The sequence below is a fragment of the Aureivirga sp. CE67 genome (genome assembly GCF_015767245.1).
In the GTDB taxonomy this organism is placed as follows: domain Bacteria; phylum Bacteroidota; class Bacteroidia; order Flavobacteriales; family Flavobacteriaceae; genus Aureivirga.
In genome coordinates, this window is sequence record NZ_JADOTV010000003.1 from 96121 (window position 1) to 116003 (window position 19883).

The 19883-nt window shown below is 25.9% G+C and carries 20 protein-coding genes; 8 read left to right on the forward strand and 12 right to left on the reverse strand.

What is annotated here, in order from left to right:
* Positions 1-2 precede the first annotated feature (2 nt).
* From I0K12_RS06305 to I0K12_RS06330, 6 genes are all read right to left on the reverse strand, one after another.
* Positions 3-698: a DUF4919 domain-containing protein gene (locus I0K12_RS06305; protein ID WP_196886277.1), complete on the reverse strand. Its 696-nt coding sequence runs from the start codon at positions 696-698 to the stop codon at positions 3-5.
* Positions 699-708: 10 nt separating this feature from the next.
* Entirely contained in the window at positions 709-1299 is a 591-nt protein-coding gene (locus tag I0K12_RS06310) for a hypothetical protein (RefSeq protein WP_196886279.1), read from the reverse strand.
* A 213-nt stretch (positions 1300-1512) separates the two neighbouring features.
* On the reverse strand, positions 1513-2022 hold the full coding sequence (locus I0K12_RS06315) for a GNAT family N-acetyltransferase (protein WP_196886281.1): 510 nt from the start codon (positions 2020-2022) through the stop codon (positions 1513-1515).
* Between the two features lie 6 nt (positions 2023-2028).
* The gene (locus I0K12_RS06320; RefSeq protein WP_196886283.1) at positions 2029-3363 is read right to left on the reverse strand and encodes a hypothetical protein; all 1335 of its coding nucleotides are present in this window, start codon (positions 3361-3363) and stop codon (positions 2029-2031) included.
* 104 nt (positions 3364-3467) lie between these two features.
* A complete protein-coding gene (locus tag I0K12_RS06325; protein ID WP_196886285.1) occupies positions 3468-4802 on the reverse strand; it encodes a hypothetical protein in 1335 nt (444 codons plus the stop codon).
* Between the two features lie 156 nt (positions 4803-4958).
* A complete protein-coding gene (locus tag I0K12_RS06330) occupies positions 4959-6398 on the reverse strand; it encodes a hypothetical protein (protein WP_196886287.1) in 1440 nt (479 codons plus the stop codon).
* A gap of 92 nt (positions 6399-6490) precedes the next feature.
* Between I0K12_RS06330 and I0K12_RS06335 the strand changes: the two genes are divergently transcribed.
* Genes I0K12_RS06335 through I0K12_RS06345 form a run of 3 tightly spaced genes read left to right on the forward strand, consistent with a single transcriptional unit; the run spans position 6491 to position 8845 of the window.
* Positions 6491-7345, forward strand: coding sequence for a DUF4369 domain-containing protein (locus I0K12_RS06335; protein WP_196886289.1), 855 nt, complete (start codon positions 6491-6493; stop codon positions 7343-7345).
* Positions 7327-7656, forward strand: a complete 330-nt coding sequence (locus tag I0K12_RS22215) for a TlpA family protein disulfide reductase (RefSeq protein WP_410548818.1) — start codon at positions 7327-7329, stop codon at positions 7654-7656. Before I0K12_RS06335 ends, I0K12_RS22215 begins: the two co-directional genes overlap by 19 nt.
* Positions 7657-7663: 7 nt before the next feature.
* Positions 7664-8845 (forward strand): TlpA disulfide reductase family protein, encoded by a 1182-nt coding sequence (locus I0K12_RS06345; protein ID WP_196886291.1) that lies wholly within the window; start codon positions 7664-7666, stop codon positions 8843-8845.
* 34 nt (positions 8846-8879) lie between these two features.
* On the opposite strand, the gene I0K12_RS06350 is transcribed toward I0K12_RS06345, so the two are convergent.
* On the reverse strand, positions 8880-9617 hold the full coding sequence (locus I0K12_RS06350; RefSeq protein ID WP_196886293.1) for an SIMPL domain-containing protein: 738 nt from the start codon (positions 9615-9617) through the stop codon (positions 8880-8882).
* An 83-nt stretch (positions 9618-9700) separates the two neighbouring features.
* Here I0K12_RS06350 and I0K12_RS06355 point away from each other — a divergent pair, with 83 nt between their 5' ends.
* The gene (locus I0K12_RS06355; RefSeq protein ID WP_196886296.1) at positions 9701-10840 is read left to right on the forward strand and encodes a thioredoxin-like domain-containing protein; all 1140 of its coding nucleotides are present in this window, start codon (positions 9701-9703) and stop codon (positions 10838-10840) included.
* 540 nt (positions 10841-11380) lie between these two features.
* On the opposite strand, the gene I0K12_RS06360 is transcribed toward I0K12_RS06355, so the two are convergent.
* The 4 genes from I0K12_RS06360 to I0K12_RS06375 all read right to left on the reverse strand — a co-directional run bounded on the left by I0K12_RS06360 (position 11381) and on the right by I0K12_RS06375 (position 14595).
* A complete protein-coding gene (locus I0K12_RS06360; protein WP_196886298.1) occupies positions 11381-12049 on the reverse strand; it encodes a response regulator transcription factor in 669 nt (222 codons plus the stop codon).
* Positions 12050-12052: 3 nt separating this feature from the next.
* On the reverse strand, positions 12053-12745 hold the full coding sequence (locus I0K12_RS06365) for a sensor histidine kinase (RefSeq protein WP_196886300.1): 693 nt from the start codon (positions 12743-12745) through the stop codon (positions 12053-12055).
* 59 nt (positions 12746-12804) lie between these two features.
* Positions 12805-13431 carry a hypothetical protein gene (locus tag I0K12_RS06370; protein ID WP_196886302.1) on the reverse strand — a complete coding sequence of 209 codons (627 nt, stop codon included), beginning with the start codon at positions 13429-13431 and terminating at the stop codon, positions 12805-12807.
* A gap of 249 nt (positions 13432-13680) precedes the next feature.
* Complete coding sequence (locus I0K12_RS06375; RefSeq protein WP_196886304.1) at positions 13681-14595, reverse strand: hypothetical protein; 915 nt, start codon at positions 14593-14595, stop codon at positions 13681-13683.
* A 463-nt stretch (positions 14596-15058) separates the two neighbouring features.
* On the opposite strand from I0K12_RS06375, the gene glyA reads away from it, so the two are divergent.
* From glyA to I0K12_RS06395, 4 genes are all read left to right on the forward strand, one after another.
* Positions 15059-16330 (forward strand): serine hydroxymethyltransferase, encoded by a 1272-nt coding sequence (glyA, locus tag I0K12_RS06380; protein WP_196886306.1) that lies wholly within the window; start codon positions 15059-15061, stop codon positions 16328-16330.
* Between the two features lie 126 nt (positions 16331-16456).
* Entirely contained in the window at positions 16457-16855 is a 399-nt protein-coding gene (locus I0K12_RS06385) for a hypothetical protein (protein ID WP_196886308.1), read from the forward strand.
* 359 nt (positions 16856-17214) lie between these two features.
* A complete protein-coding gene (locus tag I0K12_RS06390; protein ID WP_196886310.1) occupies positions 17215-18159 on the forward strand; it encodes a DUF4476 domain-containing protein in 945 nt (314 codons plus the stop codon).
* Position 18160: 1 nt separating this feature from the next.
* Positions 18161-18892 carry a DUF4476 domain-containing protein gene (locus I0K12_RS06395; RefSeq protein ID WP_196886312.1) on the forward strand — a complete coding sequence of 244 codons (732 nt, stop codon included), beginning with the start codon at positions 18161-18163 and terminating at the stop codon, positions 18890-18892.
* 34 nt (positions 18893-18926) lie between these two features.
* Here the strand turns inward: I0K12_RS06395 and I0K12_RS06400 are convergent, their stop codons facing one another.
* Positions 18927-19868 carry a peptidase gene (locus I0K12_RS06400; protein WP_196886314.1) on the reverse strand — a complete coding sequence of 314 codons (942 nt, stop codon included), beginning with the start codon at positions 19866-19868 and terminating at the stop codon, positions 18927-18929.
* Between the last annotated feature and the right edge of the window lie 15 nt (positions 19869-19883).

A 19883-nucleotide genomic window follows, 5' to 3' on the forward strand; every position in this document is an offset into this window, starting at 1 on the left:
TTTTATTCTTTAAAAAGGTCATTTGAATAATCCAATGAAGGACTAATATCAAAATAAAACCCCTTTATACCATCTTCATTTTCTTGCACTTTTAAAAAATCACATTTTTTAATTAATTGTTGAGTTCCACCAAATTCATATCCTAGCATATTTAATATATAATATTCATGAGATATTAATAAAACATAAAAAGGATCTTTAAGCTTTCTCCCTGATCCAGATGAAAGAATGGCACCAACTAAAGTTTTAAATTGCTTTGATCTTAATTTATATTTATCTCCTTCATTATTTAGTTGTTCTAAAAAATACAATTGATAATTATATACATTTAAATTTATAATATCTTTTTCTAAAACCTTATCAGCCAATTCTACAATTTTCTTATAGTCTTCCTGAACTAATTTTTCTTTATTTAAAATTGTATAAATACTATCAGTAAACACATCTTTACCGAAATTTGGAGAATATGCATCTTGATAACGATATCCATAATAGAAATGTCTTTTTTCTTTTAAAGAAAGTTCAGCATCTTTATCATTGAATTTTTTCAACAACTTTTCATAATAAAACTCTGAGTTTTCATTCAAGGTTTGTTTCTTAATTGACTTATAATTTGGTTTTTTGTATTTAATTTTATTTTGAGAAAAACTATAAATGGAAAAAAACAATGTAATTAATAAAAGTAATTTTTTAATCATAATATAAATTTTAAATTAATACTTCTTTTTCTTTTCTTTTTAAACCAAAATCCGATTGTCTAATTTTACACATATCCTCAGTTTCTGGGTTTATAAACACAATTCCTTCGATATCATTTTGACTTAAAAATTCTTGAATTCCTTCATAAGATAAATCATGAATTTCTAAAACTTCGGAACCATGTTTTATCAATTGATGACCAATTATATTTTCAGGATTTGATTGCACTTTCTCTCCACACAATTCATAAGTTCCGTCAATTTTATTCTCTAATAAATCAAAAGCTTGAAAATGATACTGATCTGCTTTATTATTTCTATCACAAGCTATCCAATGTGGATGATGTCCTGATTTAAAGTCTGCTTCTTGACAAGGAATCGCATTTTCTGGAATCGGCTTTTTATAATTTCCAGTCTTTTTATTTATTCTAGCGTCATATCTTTTAAATAATTCTCCTTGAAAAATAGCGCAAGAAGTTCCATCAAATTTTCTAGTAGCAATTCCATTTTCTAAAACCCAAGTATTTTCAGGGTTTAATTCATTTATAACTCTTCCCAGATCTTCTGGATTTTTTTTAAATAACGTAGTAATTTTTTTCATTTATTTTTCAATAATTAAAAGTGGTGTTTGTTCAGATGAATCATACATTTCTATCTTGAACATAAATTCATTAGCAATATGTAATTTTTCAAAAGCACCTTTTATAAATATTTTTTCAACACATCCCTAGCCCCTCTCAAGATGGGAAATTCACAATCTTACATAATTTAAATAAAGTCTAACATGATTAAGTTTAATCTAAAAATCAAATTTCTACTTTTCCCAAACATAAAGCATAAGTTCTTCCTCATCATCGCCTATGGATATATTTTTTTGAAATTTTAAACCTAGTTTTTCTAAAAGTTTTCGGGAACCAAAATTCTCTTCCAAAGTAATTCCGCTTAATTTTTCCAATCCTTTTTCAACGAAAATATCTCTAAGTTTTGCAACGCTTTCATAAGCATAACCTTTCCCTTCAATTTCTGGTAAGAAAGCAAAACCAATATCTACTCCATCTAATTCTTTTCTATCATAAATTCCACAAGTACCAATTGGAATGTTATTTTCTTTAATAAAAACTGTAAAAGATCCACTCCCATATTTTTCATACTTATGCAGCATTTTTTCCTTGATATGATTCTCGGCATCTTCTTTTGATTTGACATTTCTATCTCCTATAAATTGAATAAACTTTGGAGAATTTGTCAATTTTAAAACTAGATCATAATCCTCCAGGGTAGAAGATTTTAAAATTAGTCTTTCTGTTTCATATATTTCCATCATCCTTTTTTAGTTTAAAATTAATTCTTCTTTCACTTCTAAAAGCACCATTTTTTGCCAATACATTAATACAAAATCTTCAATATCTAATTCTTCCTCCTTTAAATCTATACTTTTATTCAAACTATAAACTCCTACTACAGGATGCTTTTCATCAATTTTTGTAACACCTTGTAATTTTGGATAAAGAATAACTTTTGTTTCTTTTTCATCTTTGTAAATAGTTGCTAGAAATCCTAATTCATCTCCTTCAAAAAATAATTTTCGATTTATTCTTACATAATCTTCATTTTTCTGAGCAGTTGAAATATTTTGATTCACATTGAAAAGATTAAAATTTTCCTCATAAAAAGGTAAAAAATCATTCTCATCTCCAGAGAAACCTCTTATTGCTAATTTACCTCCGTATCCTCTAGGATAAAATGGTAACTGAATTTTGAACGCATACCATTTACCTTTTACCAACTTCATATGACATAAACTCACAGAAGCAATTCCTGCAATATATCCGGTAGAAAAAACCATAAATAAAATGTGAGAAACTGCATGACCAGTATCAGCAAAAGAAACAATTAGAATAAATTGAAGTAAAAATATTACTCCAAACATTATTAATAATTGATTTCTAACTAAAGAACTATTTATAATCTTTTTAATTGAAAAATATGGACTTTGGTTTAAACTATTATTGATAATATGTTTTAGAATAGAAACCGAAAAAAGGAAAAATACTAAACTAAAAACAGCTATTAATCTCGGTAATTCAAAATAATCATCTAAAATTCTAACGAGCGTAAAACAAGCATTAAATAATATAGAATAGATCAAAAACTCTGGTACTGAAAATTTATTTTTTTTATAATCTTTTAATACAAAACCATAAGCGAAAATTGCTGTAGAACAAATAGTAACAAATAAATCAATTGTAAAAATGGAATCTATATTTAAAACTTCAGCTAAAGTAAAATGATTTGAATATAAAATGAATTCTGCACCAAAAAAACCAGCTGCCATCATGCAAGCATACAATATCTGATCTATAGGTTCATTTATTTCCTTTTTAAAGAATTTTTGAAACAAATAAAATGCAACAAATAATAGACCTGTTTTCAATAAATTATCATTGATAAACGATTCAAGAAAAGTTTTAAAATCGTTGTATTCATCAATTTTTACATAAAGAAAAGCATCATATATATAAACAAAACCAACGAGAGAAGCACCAATAAGAATCGATATTATAATTGTAACTATAGATTCTTTCTCAAAAACATCAATAGATTTGAAATAGTTTAACCATAAAAAAATACCTGCTAGTGCAATTGCAATAAAAATTAAAGTCATTTTTCTTTTTTGCTGCAATATATAGAAAATACTTAATTTAAAGCTAATCTTGATTTCCTATTAGTAAATTTAATAATTCATTCCTTTTTAACTTAAATGTTATTTTAATTTAGAACTAAAACTTCCTTTTCCATAGGAACCATTTTCTGCGGATAAAGAAATATAAAATCATCTAAATCATAATTATCTTTTGTGAAATCTAAATTCTGATTTAAACTATAAACATTTACGATTGGATATTTATTTTCCATGATTGAAACGCCGTCTAGTTTTGGATAAAGTATAACTTTTCTTTGCTTAAACTCTTCTTGAACCTCAGCTAAAAATCCTAATTCATCACCTTCGAAATATATTTTTTGAATAATCCTTGTAGGAACTTGGTTACCTCCTAGTTGTGATATATTTTGGTTGATATCACATAAAAAGAAATTCTCTTCATAAAAAGGAATAAAATAACTTTCTTCTCCAGAAAAACCTCTAATTCCGAGATTTCCCTGTTTTCTTCTGTAAATCGGAAATTTTAATTTAAATGAAAGCCATTTTCCCTGAATCAGCTTAAAATCATTAAGACTAAACGAAGTGATCGCTGCAGCATAACCAGTAAAGAACAAAATAATCATTAGATAAAAATAAGAATCTTCAAAACTAGTTTCTCTGATAATTAAGATATTTTGAAGCAAAAAAATTAAGGTAAAATTAAGCAACATTTGTGTCCTAACTTTTCTACTATTGATTGTCTTTTTAAAAGAAAAAAATGGACTTTGGTTTAAACTATTATTAATAATAATCCTTAGAATTGGCATTGTAAAAATAAAAAACAGCAAACTCATCAGCGAAAATGAAGAAGGAAAACCTATTAAATAATCAATTTCTTTAAAATAAAGATAGCCTGCTCTATAAATAAAAGATAATCCAAGAAATATTGCTACGTAATTTTTGTTAGCTGGTTTCTTATATTCTTTTAAGACAAATCCATAAGTGAAAATTGCAGTAGCACAAACATTTGTACACAAATCCATCGTAAAAATAGAATCTATACTAAATAAATCTGTTGAAGTAAATTGCAATGATTTTAAAAGAAAATCGACATTAAAAAGACCAACTGAAATCAAACTCGCATGCATTATTTGATCAATTGGTTCTTTGATTACTTTCTTATTGTATTTATTCAAAAGGTAAAAAGCACCAAATAACAATATTGTTTTTAATAAAGCATCATTTATCAAAAATTCAACAAAATGTAGAAATTTATTAGTTCCTTCAAATTGTACATACAAATATTGATCATATAAAAAGATCACAAACACCAACGAAATACCGATAAGCAAAGAAATAATAGTATCTAAAATGGAATCTTTTTCAAAAATATCTATAGTTCTAAAATAATTCACCCATAAGAAAATACTAGCTAAAGCAATAGCAATCAAAAACAATATCATATCTTTTTTAATGCAATATAAAAAAATTACTTAATAAACATATTTACAAATAATTCTTATGAGAATGTTTTATGTAATTTAAAACACACCCCTAGCCCCTCTCGAGAGGGGAATTTGATAATCTATTTTTTTAAACAAAATCAAATGTGATAATTTCTAATTAAAAACTAAAGCTTCCTTTTCTATAGGAATCATTTTTTTCCAGCCATGAAACTGAAAGTGTTTAATTTTTAAAATATGTTTGCTTAAATCATTTGATTCGTCGAAATAGTAAATCCCTACAATTGGATATTTATTTTCCATAGTGATAACTCCATCTAATTTTGGATATAAAATGATTTTTTCGTTATCAGCATCATTTACACTTTCAGCTAAAAACCCTAATTCATCTCCTTTAAAATATAGTTTTTGAAGAATTCTAAATTTCTGATTCGATAGAAAATCTGAATTTTGACTTACATCTAACATTTTAAACTCTGTATCATAGAAAGGAATAAAATCACTTTCATTTCTAGAAAAACCTTTAATTGCAATATTTTTTTTACCTGGTTTATAGATTGGAATTTCTAATCGAATTGGATACCATTTTCCTTGAATTAATTTATAATAACTCAAAACGACAACACTAACAAAAGCAACAAAACCTGTAGATTGAATAATAATTACAAGATAATGAACAGATAATTTTAAGTTTTCAATCTCAGCATTTAATAATAATTGAAGAAAAAACAAAGTTCCAAACATGTATAAAAGTTGGTTCCTTATTCTCTTAGAGTTTAGGATTTTCTTTTTATCAAAAAACGGACTATTATTTAGAGAGTTATTAATAATTGTAGAAAAAACAGAAATACAAAAAAGCACATAAATAGCCTGAAATAAAGGCCAAAATGGTAAGAATATAAAATCATTTAAAAAAACAACTACCGGATAAAGACTATATAAAACAATTGAAAAAATAAAATATAAAGGAAATAATAAAATGTTTTTTGTTTTGTATTTATATAGTACAAACGCATAAGCAATCAAAGCTGAACTAGATAAAAAGATTACACTTTCATAAATAAAATAAGTATCTAAAGTGAAAATTGCTTGTGACTTTATATTTCTTGCAATCAAGAAAAACTCTGCATTGAAAAAACCTACACCAATTAAAACTCCAGAAATGATATAATCTAAAGGTTCGTTTAATTGTTTTTTAAATAATAATCTAAAAAAATGAAAAACTATAAATACTAGAATTATTCGTAAAACAAATTCTTCAAAAACATATTTGAACAAATCTAATAAAGGTGATTTTTTGGAAACTTCAATTTCAATTGTTTGTGGTTCTATAGAATAATATTCTGAGGAAAAGATCATTTCTTTTTTTTCTGTTCCCGTTATTTTTACGAGTTGTGTATTTATAAAATCAATTGTGGCTTCAGATAAATAAACATCATATACCCAAATTAAACCTATTAAAGAAATTCCTAACCCAAATGCGGAAAGAAGTGTTATCCATTTTTCCTTTTCATAAATATCTATTGTTTTAAAATAATTAATCCAAATTAGAGAATTAACAATACTTATTAATAAAATTAAAACCTCAACTATCATAGTATATTTTTAAATAAAGCCAATATACAATTTTATATTTATGTTAATATCAATATTTTAACTATAATTGTATTTCAAAAAAACAAACTTATATGAAAAAATTAATACTCTTCGTTTTAGTATCCATTGTTATTATTTCTTGTACGGAAACTCAAAATCATAGAAAAAATAAAGGTTTTAAAATAGAAGCAAAAGTATCTGGATTAAAAGATAGTACTCTTATGTATCTTAAAGATATAAATCATGCAACTACAATTGATAGCGCTTATGTAATAGATGAAAAATTTAGCTTTTCTGGAAAATTCGATTCGGAACCTAAGTTTTTAAATATTTCTACAAATTTCAATTTAGACTTTGATAAGATAAACAAAGACACTAGAACTACCGATTTAGCAATTAGCAAAGCTATTTTAATTGGTAATGAACACATAATAATAGATGCTACAAAAGAAAATTTTGACATGACAATTAATGCAAAAGGCTCTAAATACAATGATTCTTATAATAAAAAAATAAAGAGTATTGGAAAATTAAATAATGAAAGAAGTGCTCTTTTTTGGAAATATCAGCTGATGTCTGGTGGTTTTATAGAATACAGTGATAGTTTAAAATCTTTTATAACCAATCGAATGGATGCTATAAAAGAGGAAGTGCAGGATAAAAGAATGCAGTTTATTAAAGAGAATACAGATAATTATACTGGAATGATTGAATTGAGCTATTTAATTCAAAATTTTCAACAAGAGAAAGCGAAAGAACTTTTTGACCAATTTCCTAAAGAAATACAAGAAAGCGACTTTGCTGAAAAAGTAAGAACTTATATAGGCATTAAACCAACTTATGATAATTCATTTTCAGATTTTACAGCGCAAGATCAATTTGGAAATACAATACAATTCTACGATTTAGAAAAGAAAAATATACACTTATTGATTTTTCAACTTTAAATTGTGGTGCTTGTGTAAAATCTATTCCAGAGCTGAAAGAAATTGTAAAAACCTATGAAAATAAATTAAACGTTTTCACTTTTTCTGCTGATAAAAATGAAAAAGATTGGAAAAAAAGTATTCAAAGAGATTCTCCAACTTGGTTAAATCTTTGGGATGGAAAAGGTTCAAAAAGTAAAACTGTTATTCAAAATCAAGTTACAGCATACCCAACTTTTATTTTAATTGATGAAAATAATCAGATAGTAGAAAAATGGTCAGGTTATAGTGATGGGAAGTTAAAGAAAAAACTAAATAAATACATTCAATAATATTACTATGAAAAAATTATTACTCTACGTTTTATTATCCATTGTTATTGTTTCTTGTAATGAAAATAATTCTAAAAAAAATCCGAAGGGGAAAGAATATTCAATTTCTGTAGAACTTAAAAATGCGGAAGCTAAAGACAGTACTATAATTTATTTGGAAGAAAATGAATTAAAGATTGATAGTACTTATATTATTGATGGAAAATTCAACTTTTCTGGAAAATTTGATTCAGAACCAAAATACTTAAAAATAAGTAGTGGAAATAGAGGAAGATTTTCAATTGAAAATATTAATGCTAACACAAAATTTTCTGATTTTTTTATTAGTAAATATATTTTAGTTGGTAATGAAAATGTAACTATAAAAAGTAATCTAGATAATTTCGAATACTCTACAAACGTTACAGGTTCTGAATTTCATAAAAATATGAGTGATTATCAAAAAATCATGAATCCTTATGATAAAATAATTGACTCACTAACTTTTAAATGGAAATTTTTACCAGTTTACGATCCTTTAGCTTATGATACTTTAAAAAATTCAATCTGGAATGAAATAGATAATTTAAGAGCTGAAAGAGAAGTTAAAAATCTAAATTATATAAAGAACAATACGGACAATTATTATGCTATGATTCGTTTAGGTTATATAAAAGAAGATTTTTCTAAAGATCTACTTAACGATATATATAAACAATTTCCAGAAGAAATAAAAGAAAGTGAACATGCTATCAAGATTCGAAATTATTTAAATTTTGATCTTTTAGAAATTGGAAATGATTATGCGGATTTTGAAGCTAAAGATAACTTTGGGAAAAAGGTAAAGTTTTCAGATTTAGTTCAGCAAAAATATACTCTTCTAAAATTTACTGCGGCAAATTGTGGTCCTTGTAAGAAGTCTATTCCAGAAATGAAAAAATTAAATTCTGAATATTCAGATATTTTAAAAATGATTTCTTTCTCTGTAGATAGTGACAAAAAAGTATGGAAAAATAGAATAAAAAAAGATTCCATTACTTGGTTAAGTCTCTGGGATGGAAAAGGAAGAAAAAGTGAGGTTCTAGTTAAATATCAAATTACAGGATATCCGACTTATGTTTTAATTGATGATAATGAGAAAATAATTGACAAATGGATAGGATATAGTGATGGTATGTTAAAAAGAAGACTTGGAAAATATTTAAATTAAAAAAGAATCCCTCCTATTTTGGAGGGATTTAATTTTATTCTATCTCAAAAAGCGCATAAATTTCATATCTCAAAACAATCTTTTTAGATTGGGCGAATTTGGATTTAGAACTTGGTTTTGCATAACTATATCCAGCATAAGAATTACTATTATTAGAACTTATTATATTTGATCTAGAAGTAGTATTCCAATCATATCCTGTATCTACATCTTCTTTAATTTCAATTGGTTTTCCTAATTTACTTCCAATCGCTTCTAATAAATATTGTGCTTTATCTCTTGCTGCTTTTATCGCATTGATTTTTGTTTGCTTTCTATATTCTGTAATTTTTGAATGATCATAACCTGAAATTCTGATATCCTCTAATCCTTTAAAATTCAACCCTTTTATTAAATCATTTGCTTTCTTAAAACTATTTAAAGTAATAATGTATGATTTTCCGATAAGTGTTTCTTTCCCTTTATAGCTACCAAAATCTAATAAAGCAGAAATAACAATCTCATCATTTTTTACACCTTTATTTTTAAGATTTTGAAATAATTCATTTTCAAGAGTTTCTATATTAACTTTTGTTTTAAATCGTTTCACTTTTTTCCCTTCAAATTCTTCTTTGAAATATTCCTTTAAAACAATTTCGACGCTTACCTCATCCGGTACAATTTCCATTGTTGCACTTCCTGTAACTTCTATGGATCTCTGAGCAATTTCTTTATTTTGAGCAAAAAGATTTAATGCTGTTAAAACTAAAAATAATGGTAATAATTTTCTCATAATATTATGTTTGTTGATTTTTTTATATTAACTGATTTTATTTTGTAATATTGTCAATAATTAAATAAATAACTAATAAAACTATGAAAAAACTAATCTTGAGCGCTTTAGTAATAAGTACTTTAATTGCTTGTAATGAAGCTAATTTTAAAAAAAATGAACAAGAAAAAGGGTTTACCATTAATGTAGAACTTTCAGGTGTAAAAGATAGCACTTATTTGTTTTTAAATAATCCTAATTTGGGGATATTAGATAGTGCGATGGTAATCAATGAAAAATTTCAATTTGATGGAAAATTAGAAAAAGAACCTGTCGGTTTATTCATCAATACTTCTTCAAATGAAACTACTGACTTTATATTAAAATATATTTTAATTGGTAATGAAAATGTGACAATTAAAAGTTCTAAAAAAGATTTTCAATATACAACTAATGTAAAAGGTTCTAAATATCATGATATTGAAAATAAAAAAAATCAATTATTAAAAGATCTTAATCAAGAATTTGATATTTTAATTACAAAATTAAAAAATATCAATGAAATAGATCCTGTGAAAATTGATAGTATTTACAATCATTTGATGACAAAGCTGAATAAAATTGATTCAATAAAAAAAGTAAAAACTCTTCAATTCATTAAAAATAATCCAAAAACTTATACAAGTATAAACGAACTTTATTATTTGAAAGATGAAATATCCAGAGAAGAACTAAAAAAACTATTTCAAAATTTTCCTAAAGATATTCAAGAAAGTGAAAATGGTATAAATATTAACACCATTTTAAATACAAAACTTGTAAATATCGGCGATACTTATGTTGATTTCACTGCAAAAGATATAGAAGGAAACGAAATTACATTCTCAGATTTAAAATCAAAAAAATATACATTGATTGATTTTTCTACTGCTTATTGTGGGCCATGTGTTCAGTCGGTTCCAGAACTTAAAGAAATAGCAGAGAATTATAAAGACAATCTCGAAATTGTTACTTTTTCTGGTGATGAAAATGAAAAATATATGAAAGCTGCTCATAAAAGAGATAATTTCCCTTGGAAAACTCTTTGGGATGGAAAAGGTCATAATTCTGAAACGATAATAGCTTATCAAGTAAAAGGATTTCCTACTTTTTGTTTAATTGATGAAGAAGGAAAAATTGTTGATCAATGGTTTGGATATGGTAAAGGTAGTTTGAAGAAAAAAATGAATACATATTTTAAATAAGTAATTTTTTAGATAAATAAAAAAACTAGTTCTTTCGAACTAGTTTTTCCCCTTTTCTACCTTATTATAAAAAACCTTGAATCATAGAATTGAATATTACAAAAGAGTAATTTTTCTAACCTTATTTTTATTCTATGATATTTTTTTATAAAAAATTATTCAAATTAACTCGAATTCAAATTCTTCTTTTTCTTCAGAAACCTCCCACAATTTCATTTAGAATTTAAACAATAATAAAAAGTAAGCAAAAGTATCATGTTGACATTATTTTATTACTAACTCGAGTGTGTATTAGATGAATTTTAACTTCTTCTTCTACAAAAAATACATGATTCCTGAGGACTGCAAACTTTTAAATGGAAATTTTTTTAACTCAAAAACTTAAAACCTTTAATTCGTATTTTAAAGTAATGACATTATTATTTGTAAACTTAATTTTGACTTTTAAACTTGAATTATAAGCTAATTTGAATATCACAAATTTGTACATTTAGTTAATTTTGAGGAACTGTATTTTTACTTAAAAAAAAATATCCGTATTTATACGGATATTTGATACTTTAAATTGGGAGTATATATTTCATTTGCTATAGCGTAAATAACAAGTCCTGCTGTATTCTTTGCGCCAATTTTTGCAATTATATTTTTCCGATGACTTTCGATTGTTCTTTTGCTTAAAAATATTTCATCTGCAATTTCTTGACTTGTTTTTTCATCGCAGATTAATTTTAAAATTTCAACTTCTCTTTTGGTTAATTTCTCTTTTACATCAAAAATTTGTTTTTGTTGATTTTTATTTTTCACCAAATTTGAAAGCATCAAACAATCTTGCTCTGTAAAGTAGACACCTTTTTTATAAACTTCATTTATTGCTTGGACAAATACTTTCTTCTCTACATCTTTTGGTATAAAAGAAGAAACTCCCATTTTTACCATTTGTCTAAAATTTGAATTATTATAATGCGATGATAAAATTATTATATGGCTTTTTATATCTCTTTCTTTAATAATTTCCACAAGCTGAAATCCATCTATTGGTTTCATTTGTAAATCTGTAACAACTACATCAAAATTTTCTATCTCAGAATGATTTAAATAATCACTTGGTTTAGAAAAAATGTAAATATCTTTCTCTTTAAAATCAGAAGACAATAATAATTTCAATGCTTGCACATACATTATTTCATCATCTATTAATGCTATTTTCATGCTTTATTTTTGTATTAAATACATCAGTTTTAAACCGCTATTTTTTTTAGTTTTCCATTTAAAATTAGCTTTTAAATACTGAAGTCTAGTTTCTATATTTTTAATTCCCATTCCTTTTTTCTTAAACATTTCCTCATCAACTCCTTTTCCACTATCACCAATAAGAATGGCAATATAATTATTTGTTTCTCTAAAATGATAAATAATTGATTCTGATTCTGAATGTTTAATAGTATTCGAAATAAATTCTTGAAGAATACGATAAATATTTAATTCCTCTTCTATTGAAAAATAGCTACAAGTAGAAACATTAAAATGTGTATCCAACTTTAATATATTTTGAACATTAAAAAGAACCTCATTTATAGAATCTATCAATCCAAATCTTTCTAAATAAACAGGATAAAGCGTATGCGAAATATTTCGAGATGTATTTGATAACTCCTTTACTAAACCTGTTAATTGTTCTTTACTTTGTTTTATATTTTCATTATTGATATTTTGCAATAATAAAGAAAGAATATTTATTTTACTTCCCAAATCATCATGTACTCTTTTTGCAATCTGTTCCCTTTCTGATTCTTGAACTTGAATATTTTGTTCTAATAAATTGTTTTGAAAAATTAATTCTTGTTGCTTTTGAAAGTTTTTCTCTTCAATTATCCTTTTAATATAAACATGATAAATCACAATCATTGAAACAATTATAATCAAAAAAAACAATAGAATTAATACAAAATGATATATATGTAAAGTTATTTCGATAATTTTCTAAATGTATTAAATGAAACAATATAAAGTATGATTAAAAAAACAATATTTAATGGCCATAGTAAATATAATATTCTTGGGTTCTTGATCAATTGATTTAAAACTGAAAACATTAATAAAGACAATGAATAATAAAATAATAAACCTAAAATAAGGTTTTTATATCGATATAATTTATTCTTCTCTGTTCCTTTTAATAATACCACTAAACTCATTATAGAAATAATTAATAGTGAAAATTGTGATGAAACCTTTACTATATTTATATATGAATAATTATAAACATCCCAAATTAAAAAAGAAACAGAAAGAATTAAAATCGAAAATAAAGTAATCCATTTTTTTAAATTATATTTAAAACTAGAAGTCAAAAATAGAGATGCAAAAAAGAATTCACCAGAAATATAAAATGGAAAGAGTAATTGATTCGACATTTTTAATTCCTTACAAATTAGAGATATTACCTCAACTATTAGGTAGAAAGATAAAAACCCTAAATAATATTTTATTGGAGTGTCTTTTTCTTTAACTGTCTTTACTCCAAAAAAAATAACAATAGCTAAAATAAAATCAGCTAGAATCACTAGTGTTTTATAAAAATTATAATCCATTAAATTATCTTTTCAATCTTTGTATAAAGCAAATATTCAACATATGTTAATTTAACATCATGCTTACAAAACTCTGACAAAAATCATATTTTTAACAAAAATATAAAATACTTTAATTATAAAACAATTAAACCTGAAAGTATATTGGTTTTTTAACATAATTTAAAATCAACCAAACCTTATAAATAAATGATTAAACAAACCTATAAAAAAAGCTCTTATTTGAAGAGCTTTTTTTATAGGTTTGTTTTAAGAACAATTACAAACACCTAAGAACTTAAATCCATATTCTTCATTAGGTGCTAATTTCGTATGAGTTTTTGTATGAACCTCATAAATTCCTTTTTTATGGAAAACTTTATCGCCTATATTATATGTGTTTTCTGGATTCCAAACTTCATATGAATCACAGTTTTCTTCTAAAATCGGATAATTTTCGTCCTCTATAGTACCTCTTTCTTGCCAAAGTGGATTTTTCTCAGGATCTACAACTCCAAGGTTTACATAACTTATATTTTCATAAACTAAACCATTATAAAGAACATAAGAACCTTTTGGATATGCTCTATACGGAACCCAATCTGGAATTCCTGAATTACATTCACAAACCTCATCAGGGTTTTTAATTTTTGAACAATCATATTCAAGTTCCATTTCTCCATAATTAAAATGGAATTCATTATCCTTTAATGCTAAACCTTGATAAGAAACATCTGGTGTAAAAATCGTAAATTGTGGTGTAATTGGTATAATGAAAAGAGTTAACTTCATTGATTTCACTCTAGCATAAGTAGAGATAATTAGATAATGTTCACGCGTATCTTTTCCTACATCTGCTCCTCCTAAAAATGTTCCTGTATTTTTATAAGGATTATAGTTTTCATCTCCTAATAAAATCTGAAAACCGTTTAACTCTAAATAACCTGTGTTGTTTTCAAATTCCCAAGCAACTTTTATAGCAGCATCTATAGATGTAGGTTCTAGAAAGGAATTATCTTTCACTTCAAGAATATTTACTTTTGAGCCGTCTACTCTACTTGTAAATTCTGTACTTCTTAGTTGATTTTCTTCTGTGGCAGCTGTTCTTTCTTCGATCATTTCATCTTTTGTACAAGACACAACTGTAAAAAGAACAATTACAGCTATTTTAACTAGATTTTTCATCGGAAAGTGGAGTTTATATGATTAGTGATTTTAATAAAAAATACAGAAGTAAAGTATTGTACGACCTTCTTTAATTCATTCTTATTAATTTATAACACTTTACCTCTTAGTAAACCCTAAAACATTTCTTATTTCTGAAATATTTATATGGAGAATTATTTAATATTTTTTCATGTAAAAGAAATTAATAATTCAAATACGACTTTATTTTATTTTTAGAAATAATTAAGCACAAAATGTATGCCCGATTACGATTAAAATAAGATTTTATCAAAAGTATAACATTTAGATTCTTGATTTATAGTCAGTTTTCAATCTCCTAAAACTTTAGACTAAATCAAGGGTAAAAAAGTTTCTGATTTTTATCAATAAATCTCAATTTTTAGAATTAAATAAGAATAAAGATTGTACAGTTTTTAATATATTTGAGAATTAATTTTTAGCCTTTTAAAAAACAAAAAACATGCAACACGACAAAATAATATTCGATTTAATAGAAGACGAAAAAGACAGACAAGTAGAAGGATTAGAACTTATTGCTTCTGAGAACTTTGTAAGTGATCAAGTAATGGCAGCAATGGGATCTGTTCTTACAAATAAATATGCGGAAGGGTATCCTGATAAAAGATATTACGGAGGATGTGAAGTAGTAGATGTAGTAGAGAAGATTGCAATTGATAGAGCAAAAGAACTTTTTGGAGCAGAATATGTAAACGTACAACCTCATTCAGGTTCACAAGCAAATGCTGCTGTTTATCTTGCAGTTTTAAAACCTGGAGATAAAGTTTTAGGGTTTGATTTATCACACGGAGGGCATTTAACTCATGGTTCGCCAGTGAATTTCTCTGGAAAATTATACGAGAATGTATTCTATGGTGTAGATAAAGAAACTGGAAGATTAAACTATGACGAGATTGAAAGAATTGCAAAAGAAGAAAAACCACAATTAATTATTGCTGGAGCTTCTGCTTATTCTAGAGATATGGATTTTGCTCGTTTTAGAGAAATCGCTGATTCGGTTGGAGCTATTTTAATGGCAGATATTTCGCACCCAGCAGGATTAATCGCAAAAGGATTACTTTCTGATCCTCTTCCACATTGTCATGTTGTAACAACAACTACTCATAAAACATTAAGAGGTCCAAGAGGAGGAATTATCATGATTGGTAAAGATTTCGAAAACCCATTTGGACAAAAATGGAAAAGCGGAAAATTAAAGAAAATGTCTGCTTTAATTAACTCTGCAGTTTTCCCAGGAACACAAGGAGGACCTTTAGAGCATGTAATCGCAGCTAAAGCAGTTGCTTTTGGAGAAGCTTTAACGGATGAATTCTTACACTATCAAGTTCAAGTAAAGAAAAACGCAGCTGCTATGGCGGAGGCTTTCGTTAAGAGAGGATATGAGTTAATTTCTGGAGGAACTGACAACCATATGGTGTTAATTGACCTAAGAAATAAAAATTTAACAGGAAAACAAGGTGAAGAAGCTTTAGTTCAAGCAGATATTACTGTAAATAAAAACATGGTTCCTTTTGACACAGAATCTCCAATGGTAACTTCTGGAATTCGTGTTGGTGTAGCAGCAGTTACAACTCGTGGATTAAAAGAGTCTGATATGGAAACAGTTGTTGCTTTAATGGATGAAGTTTTATCAAATGTAGACAATACAGAGGTAATTGAAAGCGTTTCTAATAAAGTAAATGATTTAATGAAAGATTTACCTTTATTTCAATAAATCAAAAAAAATAGTAAAATAATGCTATTTTTTAAACAAAAATTTTAAATTGCCGTTTTAAAATTAAACTGGTTTAGTTATCTTACTAAACCAGTTTTTATATAAATCTAATTTAACTATTAAACTATGAAGAATTTTATTTTTACTTTATTATTTTCAGTATTCACTTTAGGAGCATTTGCTCAAGAACCAACTCAATATGAAAAAGATACTAGAGAGTTAGTAGAGATGGTTTACCAAGAGCAATATGAGTCTACGATTAAATCTGTTAAAAATACTGTACAAAGTAAGTTTAAAGAAACTTTTTATGGACAAGGAAAGAGACAATTGAAATCTTTATTCTCAAAATATTCTAAAACTTACATGGAAATGTATTCTCACCAAGAAATTCAAGATAAATTAACTTCTTTAAAAAATGGAAATCAAGGAGAAGTTCTTGAAAAAACTACTGCTATTGAGCAATTAGAAACTAAATGGGAGCAAAACTTACAAGGATTAGCTAGTAAGTACAATTCAGCTTCTTAAAACAAAATAAAGTTTAAATTATAAAGGACTAATTCATATTTGAGTTAGTCCTTTTTATTTGTAATAATTTCTGATAAATATTTTTAAATCTATTAGCTATTTAATTATTTCTCTATTTATAATTAATGTAAATTGAAAAGATTCTAATAGATACATTAAGTTTTTTAATACTTTTGGTATCGCTTTTTAAGCTACTAAATTTTAATGCTTTATGTTTTAAATGTTTTTTTATGGGGTAGATGATTTTTATGTTAAAACTAATATTTAAATCATAATAAAATAACATTTTCATTGAGTAATATTTAAAATGGCACACAGTTTGAAAAGCAGCAAACAAATACTAAATAAATATTTTAAAAATGAAAAAAAAGTACGTATTACTAGTTTTAGCAATTATTTTCTCAGCAAACCTATTTGCACAGAAAAAGTATAATGTAATAGTTTATACAAATGAAGGTGAAAATTTTTGGTTAACATTAAATGGAATTAAACAAAATGAAGAAGCGTCAACAAACGTAAAAGTTACGGATTTGAAAGCGCAAAACTATGCTGTAAAAGTTATTTTTGAAAATCAACAAGAACCTTTAGAAAAAACACTTTGGCTACCAGAAAACTCTTCTGAGATCACTTATCGAATTAAAAAGAAAAGAAATGGAAAATTAGTTATGAGATTATTCTCTGCTGTTCCAATTCAAGAATCTGTAATTCAAAAAGAAGATAAAAGTGTTGTAAAGTACACTCCTGTAGAAAGAACACCAAGTTCAAATACTGTTTCAGTAACTACAACTACAAAAACGGTTACAGCTGGTGGATCTAAGAAAAAAGGAAACGGAAAATCTGGAAGTATCAGCGTAAATATTGGAGATAATAGTTTTGGTCTAAATGTGAATGTCAATGATGGTGAAGATGAGGATGAATCTTCAGAAGAAATCACGATTACCAAAACAGTTACTACAACAACTACATCAGAGCCAGAAGAAATAGGTGTTGTATATGTAGAAGAAGATTCTTGTCAGCCTATAGAAACTGGTGATTTTAATAGAGCAAAACAATCAATTTCTTCAAAAACTTTTTCTGACACAAAATTAAGAGTTGCAAAGCAAATTATTGATAATAACTGCTTCAATGCTGGACAAGTAAAAAGCTTAATGTCATTATTTACTTTTGAAGATGAAAAATTAGATATTGCAAAATATGCTTATAATAAAACAACTGACAAAGAAAATTATTATAAAGTGAACGATGCTTTTGAGTTTGAAATGACAATTGGAGATTTACAAGATTACATCAAAACACAAGAATAGTATGAAAAAACAAATTTTAATCCTTTGTGCTTTATTAATTTCAGTAGTTTCTTTTGCTCAAAAAAATTATGAACTAACTGTTTTTAATAAGAAAAATCAAGAATTTACTTTGTTTATTAACGGAATCAAACAAAATGATGATCCTTCTACAGAAGTAACTGTACATGATTTGAATCTTAGAAAATATAATTTGATGGTTATTTTTAAGAATTCAAAATTCAAGTCTTTTCAGGAAGAAGTTAAAATGCCTGATGAGTCGGGAGAAATTGTATATAAAATTAAAAGAAAAAAACGTGGAGATTTCTTTTTAAAACTTTATGCGCAAATTCCTGATGAAATGAAAGATTTCGATCATAATTCTGAAAATCAAGTTGATGAAGTAGAAGCTCCAGAAAAGATTGAAGTTGTAGAGGTAATAGAGGTTGTTGAAGAAGATGTTTGTACTTCTATGGATGCAGATGAATTTGACACTGCAATTGCTTCTATTAAATCAAAATCATTTGCTGATACGAAGAAGAAAGTAGCAAAACAAATCATTGACCATAACTGTTTTGATACGAATCAGGTTTTACAAATGTTAGAACTTTTTACTTTTGAGAGTGGGAAATTAGAAATGGCAAAATATATGTATTCTAAAACAAGTGATCAAAAGAATTACTATAAAATTAATGATGTTTTTTCGTTTAGTTCTTCTATTGAATCTCTTCAGAATTACATCAAAAAACAACAATAAAAAATTAAAGACCTCTTTTTTAGAGGTCTTTTTTTTATAAACTATTTACAAATTCCTTTTTAAGTTCTTCCACTTCTTCAGTGTTATATTTTCTAGAATAATGAACAGGAATTGGGTTTTTGATTTTACATCTTTTCATTATTTCTCCCGAAGCACTTGCATAACTATGATAATTTAACATTGCAGCTTCTTTGTCTTCATCTTTATAAAAAGCTTCTATAAACACTGTATTTACTTCAGAAAATAATTCTTCTATTTTAGCATGATTTTCTTCATTTGCAGCATGATCCATGATTATTCCAAAAGAATCCCCTTTTTTTTGTTCTAATAAATGATATAGATCTTTGGCTACATATTTATTTCCTTCGATTTCAATTTCAGTAGCATCTAAATTATTTTCAAAACACTCTTTTAATTGTCTTGCCCAAATTCCCCCTTTAAATCCACTGTCTTTTATATTTAATTTTACAGTATCAAATTCTTTAAATAAATATGAAATAGAAGGTGTTTTATGATCCAAGATTGTAAACTTCACATCAAATGTTTTAGCTGTAAAAATAGCATCAGATTTAATCGTTTTAATTTTCTTTAAATCCCAAACTGGTGGAATAATTTCAAAAACATTTATAGTATTTTCATCTAAAATTTCTCGAATTTCATAAATAATTGCTCCTTCTTGAATCAGATTCCAAGTATAACCAAGAATTCTAGCTTGTACTTGTTTTGCAATATCTTTAGGTCCGCAAATAATTACTCTTTTTTGTAAACCAATTTGATGGCGTAATAATGTATCGAAATTTATAAAATGATCAATGTGTGTATGACTGATGAAAACAGCTTCTAATTCATGACAATCTTTTATGGTAAGATTACTAGCATCTCCACAATCACATAAAAAGCTTCCTCCGTAGTTAGAAACTTTTACCATTACCGAAATATCTTCGTTCGGATTGTTTTTTAATTCTGGTGTAAACATATTTTTTTTTGCGAA

What these genes read in the sequence shown, in the direction of transcription:
- I0K12_RS06325 (WP_196886285.1), bottom strand. Translation starts at nt 4,802, where the DNA reads ATGATATTGTTTTTGATTGCTATTGCTTTAGCTAGTATTTTCTTATGG.
- I0K12_RS06370 (WP_196886302.1), bottom strand. Translation starts at nt 13,431, where the DNA reads ATGGATTATAATTTTTATAAAACACTAGTGATTCTAGCTGATTTTATT.
- I0K12_RS06335 (WP_196886289.1), top strand. Translation starts at nt 6,491, where the DNA reads ATGAAAAAATTAATACTCTTCGTTTTAGTATCCATTGTTATTATTTCT.
- I0K12_RS06360 (WP_196886298.1), bottom strand. Translation starts at nt 12,049, where the DNA reads ATGAAAATAGCATTAATAGATGATGAAATAATGTATGTGCAAGCATTG.
- I0K12_RS06345 (WP_196886291.1), top strand. Translation starts at nt 7,664, where the DNA reads ATGAAAAAATTATTACTCTACGTTTTATTATCCATTGTTATTGTTTCT.
- I0K12_RS06355 (WP_196886296.1), top strand. Translation starts at nt 9,701, where the DNA reads ATGAAAAAACTAATCTTGAGCGCTTTAGTAATAAGTACTTTAATTGCT.
- I0K12_RS06305 (WP_196886277.1), bottom strand. Translation starts at nt 698, where the DNA reads ATGATTAAAAAATTACTTTTATTAATTACATTGTTTTTTTCCATTTAT.
- I0K12_RS06320 (WP_196886283.1), bottom strand. Translation starts at nt 3,363, where the DNA reads ATGACTTTAATTTTTATTGCAATTGCACTAGCAGGTATTTTTTTATGG.
- I0K12_RS06365 (WP_196886300.1), bottom strand. Translation starts at nt 12,745, where the DNA reads ATGATTGTGATTTATCATGTTTATATTAAAAGGATAATTGAAGAGAAA.
- I0K12_RS06385 (WP_196886308.1), top strand. Translation starts at nt 16,457, where the DNA reads ATGAAGAATTTTATTTTTACTTTATTATTTTCAGTATTCACTTTAGGA.
- I0K12_RS06390 (WP_196886310.1), top strand. Translation starts at nt 17,215, where the DNA reads ATGAAAAAAAAGTACGTATTACTAGTTTTAGCAATTATTTTCTCAGCA.
- I0K12_RS06330 (WP_196886287.1), bottom strand. Translation starts at nt 6,398, where the DNA reads ATGATAGTTGAGGTTTTAATTTTATTAATAAGTATTGTTAATTCTCTA.
- I0K12_RS06315 (WP_196886281.1), bottom strand. Translation starts at nt 2,022, where the DNA reads ATGATGGAAATATATGAAACAGAAAGACTAATTTTAAAATCTTCTACC.
- I0K12_RS06395 (WP_196886312.1), top strand. Translation starts at nt 18,161, where the DNA reads ATGAAAAAACAAATTTTAATCCTTTGTGCTTTATTAATTTCAGTAGTT.
- glyA (WP_196886306.1), top strand. Translation starts at nt 15,059, where the DNA reads ATGCAACACGACAAAATAATATTCGATTTAATAGAAGACGAAAAAGAC.
- I0K12_RS06350 (WP_196886293.1), bottom strand. Translation starts at nt 9,617, where the DNA reads ATGAGAAAATTATTACCATTATTTTTAGTTTTAACAGCATTAAATCTT.
- I0K12_RS06310 (WP_196886279.1), bottom strand. Translation starts at nt 1,299, where the DNA reads ATGAAAAAAATTACTACGTTATTTAAAAAAAATCCAGAAGATCTGGGA.
- I0K12_RS06375 (WP_196886304.1), bottom strand. Translation starts at nt 14,595, where the DNA reads ATGAAAAATCTAGTTAAAATAGCTGTAATTGTTCTTTTTACAGTTGTG.
- I0K12_RS06400 (WP_196886314.1), bottom strand. Translation starts at nt 19,868, where the DNA reads ATGTTTACACCAGAATTAAAAAACAATCCGAACGAAGATATTTCGGTA.